Source organism: Citrobacter sp. Igbk 14 (assembly GCF_028069825.1).
In the GTDB taxonomy this organism is placed as follows: Bacteria; Pseudomonadota; Gammaproteobacteria; order Enterobacterales; family Enterobacteriaceae; genus Citrobacter.
The window spans coordinates 18,569-28,840 of sequence record NZ_JANEWM010000056.1 but is presented as its reverse complement, the minus strand read 5'-3'; the positions used below and the strand labels follow the sequence as shown (position 1 = coordinate 28,840).

Below are 10,272 nucleotides of genomic sequence, written 5' to 3'. Positions count from 1 at the left end.
CACCGGTGATCATGTTTTTAACATAGTCGGCGTGGCCCGGGCAGTCTACGTGCGCGTAGTGGCGAGTCGGGGTGTCATATTCAACGTGAGAAGTGTTGATGGTGATACCACGAGCTTTTTCTTCCGGAGCGTTATCGATCTGGTCGAAAGCACGAGCAGCACCGCCGTAGGTTTTAGCCAGTACGGTGGTGATTGCAGCGGTCAGGGTAGTTTTACCGTGGTCAACGTGGCCGATGGTGCCGACGTTAACGTGCGGTTTTGTACGTTCAAATTTTTCTTTAGACACGGCTATATTCCTTACTATAGTGCTCTCCCCTTTGGAGAGAGCACGGGACTTAGGTTTTAATCCTGTGGCTTATTTACCACGGGCTTCAATAACGGCCTGAGCAACGTTGTTCGGCGCATCGTCGTACTTCAGGAACTCCATGGAGTAAGAAGCACGGCCTTTGGTCAGAGAACGCAGCTGGGTTGCATATCCGAACATTTCAGACAGCGGAACTTCAGCATGGATAACAACGCCAGTGACGTTGGATTCCTGACCACGAAGCATACCACGACGGCGGCTCAAGTCACCGATAACGTCACCGGTGTTCTCTTCCGGAGTCTCTACTTCAACCTTCATGATAGGCTCAAGCAGAACTGGTTTCGCTTTCTTAAAGCCATCTTTGAAGGCGATAGAAGCGGCCAGTTTAAACGCCAGCTCAGAGGAGTCAACGTCATGGTAAGAACCGAAGTGCAGACGCACGCCCAGATCAACAACCGGGTAACCAGCCAGCGGGCCGGATTTCAGCTGTTCCTGGATGCCTTTATCAACGGCCGGGATGTATTCGCCAGGAATTACACCACCTTTGATGTCGTTGATGAACTCGTAGCCTTTCGGGTTTGAACCCGGCTCCAGCGGGTACATGTCGATAACAACATGACCGTACTGACCGCGACCACCAGACTGCTTAGCGTGTTTACCTTCGATATCGGTAACTTTCGCACGAATCGCTTCGCGGTAAGCAACCTGAGGTTTACCGACGTTCGCTTCAACGTTGAATTCACGCTTCATACGGTCAACGATGATGTCGAGGTGCAGCTCACCCATACCGGCGATAATGGTCTGGTTAGATTCTTCGTCAGTCCATACACGGAAAGACGGGTCTTCTTTAGCCAGACGGCCCAGAGCCAGACCCATTTTTTCCTGGTCAGCTTTGGTTTTCGGTTCAACTGCGATGGAGATTACCGGCTCAGGGAATTCCATACGTTCCAGAATGATCGGGTGATCCGGGTCACACAGGGTGTCACCAGTGGTCACGTCTTTCAGACCGATTGCAGCCGCGATATCGCCCGCGCGAACTTCTTTGATCTCTTCACGCTTGTTGGCGTGCATCTGAACGATACGGCCAAAACGCTCACGTGCAGTTTTCACGGAGTTCAGGATGGTGTCACCGGAGTTAACCACACCAGAGTACACACGGAAGAAGGTCAGGTTACCCACGAACGGGTCGGTAGCGATTTTGAATGCCAGAGCAGCAAACGGCTCGTCATCGCTAGCATGACGCTCAGCAGGAGTATCTTTACCGTCGTCCAGAATACCGTTGATCGCAGGTACGTCGACTGGGGATGGCAGGTAATCAATTACCGCATCCAGCATCGCCTGAACACCTTTGTTCTTGAACGCAGAACCACAGGTTACCAGGATGATTTCGTTGTTCAGAACACGCTGACGCAGAGCTTTTTTGATCTCTTCTTCAGTCAGTTCTTCACCACCCAGGTATTTCTCCATCAGCTCTTCTGAAGCTTCCGCAGCGGACTCGATCAGGTTCTGGTGCCATTCTTCAGCCAGTTCCTGCATGTCTGCCGGGATATCTTCATAAGTGAAGGTTACGCCTGCATCTTCTTCGTTCCAGTTGATGGCTTTCATTTTCACCAGGTCAACAACACCGGTGAACGCTTCTTCAGCGCCAATTGCCAGCTGCAGCGGAACAGGGTTCGCGCCCAGACGGGTTTTGATCTGACCAACAACTTTCAGGAAGTTCGCACCCATACGGTCCATTTTGTTAACGAACGCAATGCGCGGAACTTTATATTTGTTTGCCTGACGCCATACGGTTTCAGACTGAGGCTGAACACCACCAACTGCGCAGTAAACCATTACTGCACCATCAAGCACACGCATGGAACGTTCTACTTCGATAGTGAAGTCAACGTGCCCCGGGGTGTCGATGATGTTTACGCGATGCGGTTCGTACTGCTTAGCCATACCAGACCAGAATGCAGTAGTCGCTGCGGAGGTGATAGTAATACCACGTTCCTGCTCCTGCTCCATCCAGTCCATGGTGGCTGCGCCGTCATGAACTTCACCGATTTTATGGTTTACACCGGTGTAGAACAGAATACGTTCGGTAGTAGTGGTTTTACCGGCGTCGATGTGCGCACTGATACCGATGTTACGGTAGCGCGCGATGGGTGTTGTACGAGCCATTTGATTCCTCGTTTATCTTTTAGGCGTTCAATTTAAGTAGCCCAAAGCGGGCTGCTTACTAGAAGCGCCCGCCTGGTGACTAAAACTCCGAAGGGATTACCAACGGTAGTGTGCGAACGCCTTGTTGGCTTCTGCCATACGGTGAACGTCTTCACGTTTCTTAACTGCAGTACCTTTGTTTTCTGCAGCATCAGAAAGTTCGTTCGCCAGGCGCAGAGCCATGGATTTATCACCGCGTTTACGAGCAGCTTCAACGATCCAACGCATTGCCAGAGCATTACGACGGACCGGACGGACTTCAACTGGTACCTGATAAGTAGAACCACCAACGCGGCGAGACTTAACTTCGACAGTCGGGCGCACGTTTTCGAGAGCTACTTCGAAAGCTTCCAGTTCGTTTTTACCAGAACGCTGAGCCAGGGTCTCCAGCGCGCTGTATACGATAGTTTCGGCAGTAGATTTTTTACCATCTACCATCAGGATATTTACAAATTTAGCCAGCAGTTCTGATCCGAACTTCGGATCCGGCAGAATTTTACGCTGACCAATGACGCGACGACGTGGCATGGAAATACTCCGTTGTTAATTCAGGATTGTCCAAAACTCTAAGAGTTTAGTTTGACATTAATATAAAACGTTTGGCCTTACTTAACGGAGAACCATTAAGCCTTAGGACGTTTCACGCCATACTTGGAGCGTGATTGCTTACGGTCTTTAACGCCGGAGCAGTCAAGCGCACCACGAACGGTGTGGTAACGAACACCCGGGAGGTCTTTTACACGACCGCCACGGATCAGGATCACGGAGTGCTCCTGCAGGTTGTGACCTTCACCACCGATGTAGGAAGTCACTTCAAAACCGTTAGTCAGACGAACACGGCAAACTTTACGCAGTGCGGAGTTCGGTTTTTTAGGGGTGGTAGTATATACACGAGTACATACGCCACGTTTCTGCGGGCATGCTTCCAGCGCAGGCACGTTGCTTTTTGCAACTTTGCGTGCACGTGGTTTGCGTACCAGCTGGTTAACTGTTGCCATTAAATAGCTCCTGGTTTTAGCTTTTGCTTCGTAAACACGTAATAAAACGACCTCATACAATATGAGGACGCAGAATTTTAGGTCGGTGTCGAAAAGGTGTCAAGAAATATACAACGATCCCACAATTACCAGGTCATCTGGCTGAGATGCTTCACCGTAAGTCTGACGAAGTCAGTATAGCCAACCCTGACGACACTGTCTGAAATTTGACCACCCAACCCGCGAGCTTTAATGTCTTCTTCCAGTACATAGACCTTAATGGAGGCATTTTGCAGACTTTCAAGGAAACGACTGCCTTCTATTGCTGCAGTGACGCTATCCTGAAGCAGTAAAAGCTCGTCATCTTCAGCAATCAGACGCAGGAGAGAGGAGAAGTCGGTTAGCCACGCAGAGCGATGTAAAATGTGCAGCATGAGAGCCTCAAAACCTCAAAATGACGTCATAGTTGCCAAGCTCACGACGCAAATCTTCCGGTTCAAGCGCCGTCGCATCAACCACAAAATTCGCCCCCTCTGCCAGGCCTCGCTCACGCAATGAGGCCGCACAAAGCCAGCATTGTTCTATATCGTACAATCCTAACAGTTTGAAAGTAGAGATATAGTCTCGCGCCAGAACGACGTCCGGTTGTTGCCCCTGGAGGATCTGGAAGACACCATCACCGATAAAGAACACGCCGAGATCTTCCGTTAATGCAGATGTCGCCAGTAAAGCATCCAGTCCTTCGCGGCCGGATGCGCTGCCGTGCGGCACAGTAGAAAAAACAAAGGCAACACGTTTCATTAAAACTGCACCACGCGATCGCACGTCAGGGATGCTTCAGCCAGCGATCCAAGACCGCTGAGAGTAAATCCTGACTGTAAATTAGCACCAGACAACCCCAGTCGTGTTGCCTCAGTCTCATCAACAACACCACGCCGCAAGGCTGCCGCTACACAGATATTCAGCGCCACACCATGCTGCTGGTGAAGCTTTTGCCAGGCTCGCACTAAATCAAATTCATCACTGGCGGGCGATGTCAGAACGTTCGCGTTATACACGCCCTCACGATAAAAGAAGACGCTACACAATTCGTGTCCTTCTTCGAGTAGCGCATACGCAAATTGCAATGCGCTACTCGCTTGCTGTGTGCCGTAGGCGGGCCCGGTTACCATGATGGCAAAACGCATTACTTATCTTGCCCCTGGAAATCACCGCTTTTGAACTGGCGAATATAGAGGTAGACCGTGTGCTTGGAGATGTTCAGACGATCGGCAACCTGATTGATCGCATCTTTAATATCGAAGATCCCTTTCTCATACAGGTTCAGGACGATCTGACGATTCTTGGCATTGTTGGAGACGTTACGATCGGCGTTCACTTCTTCAATGGTGAACTCCAGCGTCTGGGTCACCAGATCTTCGACTGAGGACGCGAAGTTCACGGCTGATCCCACTTCCGGGGTCTCCGGCGGGATAAAGGTATTCATTATCTGCGAGAAAGGGACATCAAGGTTCATGTTGATGCACAGCAGACCAATCACGCGATGCTCACGGTTGCGAATGGCAATCGTCACCGACTTCATCAAGACACCACTTTTCGCGCGTGTGAAATAACACTTCGACACGCTGCTATCCGCACCCGTCATATCATGCAGCATACGCAACGCAAGGTCGGTAATCGGCGAGCCAATTTTACGGCCCGTATGTTCACCGTTAGCGATGCGAATGGCCGAGCATTTCAAATCCTGCAAAGAGTGCAATACGATTTCACAATGGGAACCAATGAGCATCGCCAACCCGTCCACTACCGCTTCATAGGATTTAAGGATATCGAAGTCGGTTTGATCGAAAGGACGTTGTTCCAGTAAATCTAGCTCACTGGTTTCGTTGGTTAAAAGCGACCTGGACATGAAAAAAAGCACTCCTTTTCAGGAGCCTGTCGTTATGTTGTCAGGGCAGGCTCATCACTATTATAGGGGCATCTAAAGTAATACAGCGCACAAGGCGCTTTCCAGTATTAATTATATCCTGCCGATAATAAAAAACCGCCGCCCTGTGGGCGGCGGTTTCTAATCATTTACTTTTTGCTGCTGTCTGCAGCTTTATCAGCCGGTGCAGCATCTGGCTTCGCATCTGCTTTCGGTGCCGGTTTGATATCTAACAGCTCAACATCAAAGACCAGCGTGGAGTTTGCTGGAATGCCCGGAACGCCAGTTTTACCGTATGCCAGATCCGGTGGGATAACCAACTGGATTTTACCGCCTTTCTTGATGTTTTTCAGGCCTTCAGTCCAGCCAGGAATAACACCGTCAAGACGGAAAGAGAGCGGCTCGCCACGGGTGTAAGAGTTATCAAACTCTTTACCATCAATCAGCGTACCTTTGTAGTTCACAACCACAGTATCGCTGTCTTTCGGTGCTTCACCGGTACCTTCTTTCTCTACTTTGTAGACCAGGCCAGTAGAAGAGGTTTTGACACCTTTCTCTTTAGCAAACTTAGCACGGTACTCTTTACCTTTCGCTTCGTTATCGGCCGCATCTTTTTCCATTTTCGCCTGAGCGGAAGTCTTCACGCGCGCTTCAAATGCCTGCAGAGTTTGTTCGATTTCCTGGTCAGACAGTTTGCTCTTATCTGCAAACGCATCCTGAACACCCGCGATCAACTGATCTTTATCCAGTTTGATGCCCAGTTTTTCCTGTTCTTTCAGGGAGTTTTCCATGTAACGACCCAGGGACGCGCCCAGCGCGTAAGCGGCTTTTTGGTCGTCATTTTTGAATGCTGCTTTGCTGTCAGCGGTAGCGGCTGGTTTCGCAGCATCAGCAGCGAAGGTGATCGGGGCATGCAGTGCAACGGCCATTGTGGTCGCCAGCAGCGTTACTTTAAACAGTGATTTCATCCATCTCTCCAGGGCCGGGGCATCTCACCCCAGGGTTAGCTAACATAAAAACGTACTATAAAGCGTTGTAGAACAAATCAACATACAGGCACGCCCTATTATCACCACTTTTCAGACACTTTTTGTTTAAATTAGTTTCGTTGCAGAGGAATGAGTGCTGTGCAAACAGGCAAAGTTAAGTAGAATTCGCCGCAGTCCGCGATCTGCCGGAGAAAAACAGAAGAGGTGAATCATGCAGGATACAACGATGGAAACTCGCCTGGCTGAGCTGGAGAGTCGCCTGGCGTTTCAGGAAATAACCATTGAAGAGCTGAACGTAACGGTGACCGCGCATGAACTGGAAATGGCCAAACTGCGCGACCATCTGCGTCTGCTGACAGAAAAGCTCAAAGCCACTCAGCCGTCTCATATCGCGTCGCAGTCTGAAGAGACGCCACCGCCACATTATTGAGGCGTAAAAAAAGCGGGGTTTCCCCGCTTTTTTGTGCCGGATGACGACGTAAACGTCTTATCCGGCCTACGGTCGGCCTGATAAGCGTAGCGCCATCAGGCAATCATACCGATTAGTGGCAACCGCAGCCGCCGCCGTTACCTTTACCGCCACCGCCGCAGCAGCCTTCGCCACCGTGCTCGTGACCATGGTCGTGACCGTGACCACCGCAGCAACCATCGTGACCGTGGTCATGATCGTGGTCATGGCCATGCGCACCGTGAACGTGGCCATGGGCCAGCTCTTCTTCGGTCGCTTCACGGATAGCAACAACTTCTACGTTGAATTTCAGGTTCTGGCCAGCCAGCATGTGGTTACCGTCAACCACAACGTGGTCGTCTTCCACTTCGGTAATTTCTACCGGTACTGGACCCTGGTCAGTTTCAGCCAGGAAACGCATGCCAACCTGCAGTTCGTCAACGCCCATGAAGACGTCTTTAGGAACGCGCTGCACCAGGTTTTCGTCGTACTGACCGTATGCGTCGTTTGCGCCAACAGCAACATCGAATTTGTCGCCAACTTCATGACCGTCCAGCGCTGTTTCCAGGCCAGAAATCAGGGAACCGTGACCATGCAGGTAGTCCAGCGGTGCACTCACCGGAGACTCATCAACCAACACACCGTCTTCTGTACGTACCTGATAGGCCAGGCTGACCACCAGGTCCTTTGCTACTTTCATGATATCTCCTGAGCATGGAAAGAATAGTGGCGCAGATTGTAGCGGAATTCTGCACCCGTGTACCCTCTAGCTTAAAAAAAGCTGCGCCATATCGCTAGTCCGGATGAAAAATCCCGATCACTTGCTCTTCTTTGCGAACGTGCTCGCGCGCCTCTTTATCTGCTTCCCGCATCTGATGACCGCACTTAACACACTCAACAATATCGATATTATTTTCACGCCACATCGCCAGCGAATCCTGCGCCTGGCAGGTCGGACATTTTGCGCCTGCAATAAAACGTTTACGAATTGCCATGGTTATCCTCTACTCAAATTCATCCCAGCCATCCAACTGGCGCCGTTCTTTCTGCATCTCCCGCTGGAAAATCTCCTCCAGCTCACGCCGGGCCTCTCTGGCACGAGAGATTTGCACCGTATCGGTATGCATCGGGATCAATTCCCGTAGCATGCGCATATCGAGTCGACGAAAATGTAGCTGGGCGCGCTGCGCCTGATGCGGATGCATCCCCAACGACACCAGCGCTTTGCGCCCCAGTTCCAGTGCGCTCGAGAAGGTTTCACGGGAAAACTGCGTGACACCTGCCTGTAATAACTCATGCGCCTCTACACGTCCGCGCGCTCGCGCAAGAATATGCAAATGCGGAAAATGTTGTTGGCACAGTTCCACCAGCTTCATCGTGTCTTCAGGTTCATTGCAGGTAATCACAATAGACTGCGCCGCCTCTGCGCCAGCGGAACGTAAAAGCTCCACCTGCGTGGCGTCACCGTAATAGACTTTATAGCCATATTTACGCATCAGATTCACCGCACTGATATCCCGCTCCAGTACGGTAATACGCATTTTGTTCGCCATCAGCAAACGGCCGATCACCTGACCAAAACGCCCAAACCCCACCACGATAACCTGCGGCTTATCGTCTTCCACCCAGGGCTGTTCATCTTCCTCATCCGGGCCGTTGAACTGGCGAGAGAGCCATTTATCAATCAGCTTCATCAACAGTGGCGTGGTCATCATCGACAGCGTGACGGTTACCAGCAAAAGTGCCATTTGATCGCCCTGAAACAGCCGCTGGGAAGATGCCGTTGAAAAAAGCACGAAGGCAAATTCTCCGCCCTGGCTTAGCACCCCCGCAAATTGCATCCGCTCCGAGCTTCTCATGCCGTTCAGCCGCGCCAACACATAGAGCACCAGCGTCTTCACGATGACCAGTACCATCACGCTCGCCACTACCCACAAAATATGGGTATAAAGCACGCCAAGGTTAAGTGACATCCCCACCGAGATGAAAAATAACCCGAGCAAAAGCCCTTTAAAGGGATCAATCGCCGTTTCCAGTTCATGTCGATATTCGCTTTCCGCCAGCAGCACGCCAGCGATAAACGTTCCCAGCGCCATCGACAGGCCCAGCGCATCCATAAATAACGCAGAGCCCAATACCAGCAACAACGTGGCCGCGGTAAACACTTCCCGCACACCGGACCCCGCAATAAAGCGAAAGACAGGACGCAGCAGATAGCGTCCGCCAATCAACATGCCAGCAAAAGCCAACACCTTCATGCCCACTTTGATCCAGTCAAAATGCTCATCGGCTGATCCTGCTAACAGCGGAACCAGCGCCAACGCGGGGATCACCGCCAAATCCTGGAACAACAGCACTGAAAAGCCCAGTTGTCCGGATTCACTGCGGTTCATCCCTTTTTCCCGCATCAGTTGTAACGCCATTGCCGTCGATGACATCGCCAAACCAATCCCACCGACTACCGCAGCCTGCCAGGAAAAGTCAGTGAGCATCAATAACCCTGCCAGGACAAGCGCGCTAAGTAACACCTGCGCGGCACCGACACCAAAAATTGAACGCCGCAATTGCCATAGTTTAGCCGGGTTAAGTTCCAGCCCGATGATGAACATCAGGAAGACCACGCCCAGCTCAGAGAAGTGCAGAATTTCATCCACATCGCTGATGAAGCCAAGTCCCCATGGGCCAATAGCGATCCCCGCCAGCAAATAGCCCAACACCGGCCCAATACCCAGCCGCGATGCCAACGGCACCGCAGCCACCGCCGCGAAGAGGAACAGCACTCCCGCCGTCAATAAATCAGAACCTTCCATCAGCGGCCTCCCACAGGAATCGGATTCGCCAGCCAGTCACCATACGCTTTAGCATGGCTGTCCAGCTCCTGCTTCGTTTGCCGTCTGGCCCAGTAAACGATGATGGGACTCATCCAGTGCATCCGGCACATTCCTGCCGTCAGCTCAAAAGGACGTAACACATCACTCATCGGATAGCGGTTCAGCGCGTCATACCGATACGCACTTTCCGGCTCACCAGTGGTGATCACACTCCGCCAGTACTTTCCCGCCAGTTGGTTCCCTCCGGGGCCACTGGCAAACCCGCGGCTCAGTACGCGGTCAAGCCACTCCTTTAGCAGGGCCGGGCAGCTATAGGTATAGAGTGGATGCTGAAAAACAATCACGTCATGCTCACGCAGCAATTCCTGCTCGTGCGAAATATCGATAAAAAAATCAGGATAGTGCGCGTAAAGATCGTGCACGGTAACATTATTGAGCTGCATGGCCGGTTTAAGCAGAACCCGGTTCGCGACCGAGTCCTGAGATTCCGGATGGGCATACAGCAGCAACACTTTCGCTGGCTGGGACATCATCCCCCTCCCGGTTTTGTCTTTTGTCTATTTTCGGCGTTTTGGGCTACCATTGCGCCTC

Annotated in this window: 14 protein-coding genes; 1 reads left to right on the top strand and 13 read right to left on the bottom strand. The window is 51.6% G+C overall.

Annotation, left to right across the window (positions count from 1 at the left end; genetic code table 11):
• The 9 genes from NNN64_RS18445 to fkpA all read right to left on the bottom strand — a co-directional run.
• A partial coding sequence (locus NNN64_RS18445; protein WP_000031682.1) for a GTP-binding protein occupies nt 1-286 on the bottom strand: 286 nt, incomplete at its 3' end.
• Nucleotides 287-355: 69 nt separating this feature from the next.
• Entirely contained in the window at nt 356-2,470 is a 2,115-nt protein-coding gene (fusA, locus tag NNN64_RS18440) for an elongation factor G (RefSeq protein WP_003023659.1), read from the bottom strand.
• Nucleotides 2,471-2,566: 96 nt separating this feature from the next.
• Entirely contained in the window at nt 2,567-3,037 is a 471-nt protein-coding gene (gene rpsG / locus NNN64_RS18435) for a 30S ribosomal protein S7 (RefSeq protein ID WP_003023657.1), read from the bottom strand.
• Nucleotides 3,038-3,132: 95 nt separating this feature from the next.
• Nucleotides 3,133-3,507 carry a 30S ribosomal protein S12 gene (gene rpsL / locus NNN64_RS18430; RefSeq protein WP_003023654.1) on the bottom strand — a complete coding sequence of 125 codons (375 nt, stop codon included), beginning with the start codon at nt 3,505-3,507 and terminating at the stop codon, nt 3,133-3,135.
• Nucleotides 3,508-3,632: 125 nt separating this feature from the next.
• A complete protein-coding gene (gene tusB, locus NNN64_RS18425) occupies nt 3,633-3,920 on the bottom strand; it encodes a sulfurtransferase complex subunit TusB (RefSeq protein ID WP_271442321.1) in 288 nt (95 codons plus the stop codon).
• A gap of 7 nt (nt 3,921-3,927) precedes the next feature.
• On the bottom strand, nt 3,928-4,287 hold the full coding sequence (gene tusC, locus NNN64_RS18420; protein ID WP_271442320.1) for a sulfurtransferase complex subunit TusC: 360 nt from the start codon (nt 4,285-4,287) through the stop codon (nt 3,928-3,930).
• Nucleotides 4,287-4,673, bottom strand: a complete 387-nt coding sequence (gene tusD, locus NNN64_RS18415) for a sulfurtransferase complex subunit TusD (protein WP_271442319.1) — start codon at nt 4,671-4,673, stop codon at nt 4,287-4,289. Before tusD ends, tusC begins: the two co-directional genes overlap by 1 nt.
• The gene (locus NNN64_RS18410; RefSeq protein ID WP_271442318.1) at nt 4,673-5,395 is read right to left on the bottom strand and encodes a helix-turn-helix transcriptional regulator; all 723 of its coding nucleotides are present in this window, start codon (nt 5,393-5,395) and stop codon (nt 4,673-4,675) included. Before NNN64_RS18410 ends, tusD begins: the two co-directional genes overlap by 1 nt.
• 167 nt (nt 5,396-5,562) lie before the next feature.
• Complete coding sequence (gene fkpA / locus NNN64_RS18405; protein WP_271442317.1) at nt 5,563-6,381, bottom strand: FKBP-type peptidyl-prolyl cis-trans isomerase; 819 nt, start codon at nt 6,379-6,381, stop codon at nt 5,563-5,565.
• 232 nt (nt 6,382-6,613) lie between these two features.
• Here fkpA and NNN64_RS18400 point away from each other — a divergent pair, with 232 nt between their 5' ends.
• Complete coding sequence (locus NNN64_RS18400; RefSeq protein ID WP_003023639.1) at nt 6,614-6,832, top strand: protein SlyX; 219 nt, start codon at nt 6,614-6,616, stop codon at nt 6,830-6,832.
• A gap of 112 nt (nt 6,833-6,944) precedes the next feature.
• Here the strand turns inward: NNN64_RS18400 and slyD are convergent, their stop codons facing one another.
• The 4 genes from slyD to kefG form a co-directional block, all read right to left on the bottom strand.
• The gene (gene slyD / locus NNN64_RS18395; protein ID WP_003023634.1) at nt 6,945-7,550 is read right to left on the bottom strand and encodes a peptidylprolyl isomerase; all 606 of its coding nucleotides are present in this window, start codon (nt 7,548-7,550) and stop codon (nt 6,945-6,947) included.
• 94 nt (nt 7,551-7,644) lie between these two features.
• Nucleotides 7,645-7,845 (bottom strand): YheV family putative zinc ribbon protein, encoded by a 201-nt coding sequence (locus NNN64_RS18390; RefSeq protein WP_271442316.1) that lies wholly within the window; start codon nt 7,843-7,845, stop codon nt 7,645-7,647.
• Nucleotides 7,846-7,854: 9 nt separating this feature from the next.
• Nucleotides 7,855-9,660 (bottom strand): glutathione-regulated potassium-efflux system protein KefB, encoded by a 1,806-nt coding sequence (gene kefB, locus NNN64_RS18385; RefSeq protein WP_271442315.1) that lies wholly within the window; start codon nt 9,658-9,660, stop codon nt 7,855-7,857.
• Nucleotides 9,660-10,211: a glutathione-regulated potassium-efflux system ancillary protein KefG gene (kefG, locus tag NNN64_RS18380; RefSeq protein WP_271442323.1), complete on the bottom strand. Its 552-nt coding sequence runs from the start codon at nt 10,209-10,211 to the stop codon at nt 9,660-9,662. The genes kefB and kefG overlap by 1 nt, the downstream gene beginning before the upstream one ends.
• Nucleotides 10,212-10,272: the final 61 nt, after the last annotated feature.

Bases quoted from the DNA above. Each gene is read 5' to 3' on its own strand.
- kefB (WP_271442315.1), bottom strand. From the start codon at position 9,660: ATGGAAGGTTCTGATTTATTGACGGCGGGAGTGCTGTTCCTCTTCGCG.
- kefG (WP_271442323.1), bottom strand. From the start codon at position 10,211: ATGTCCCAGCCAGCGAAAGTGTTGCTGCTGTATGCCCATCCGGAATCT.
- NNN64_RS18410 (WP_271442318.1), bottom strand. From the start codon at position 5,395: ATGTCCAGGTCGCTTTTAACCAACGAAACCAGTGAGCTAGATTTACTG.
- tusB (WP_271442321.1), bottom strand. From the start codon at position 3,920: ATGCTGCACATTTTACATCGCTCTGCGTGGCTAACCGACTTCTCCTCT.
- fkpA (WP_271442317.1), bottom strand. From the start codon at position 6,381: ATGAAATCACTGTTTAAAGTAACGCTGCTGGCGACCACAATGGCCGTT.
- tusD (WP_271442319.1), bottom strand. From the start codon at position 4,673: ATGCGTTTTGCCATCATGGTAACCGGGCCCGCCTACGGCACACAGCAA.
- fusA (WP_003023659.1), bottom strand. From the start codon at position 2,470: ATGGCTCGTACAACACCCATCGCGCGCTACCGTAACATCGGTATCAGT.
- slyD (WP_003023634.1), bottom strand. From the start codon at position 7,550: ATGAAAGTAGCAAAGGACCTGGTGGTCAGCCTGGCCTATCAGGTACGT.
- NNN64_RS18390 (WP_271442316.1), bottom strand. From the start codon at position 7,845: ATGGCAATTCGTAAACGTTTTATTGCAGGCGCAAAATGTCCGACCTGC.
- rpsG (WP_003023657.1), bottom strand. From the start codon at position 3,037: ATGCCACGTCGTCGCGTCATTGGTCAGCGTAAAATTCTGCCGGATCCG.
- tusC (WP_271442320.1), bottom strand. From the start codon at position 4,287: ATGAAACGTGTTGCCTTTGTTTTTTCTACTGTGCCGCACGGCAGCGCA.
- NNN64_RS18400 (WP_003023639.1), top strand. From the start codon at position 6,614: ATGCAGGATACAACGATGGAAACTCGCCTGGCTGAGCTGGAGAGTCGC.
- rpsL (WP_003023654.1), bottom strand. From the start codon at position 3,507: ATGGCAACAGTTAACCAGCTGGTACGCAAACCACGTGCACGCAAAGTT.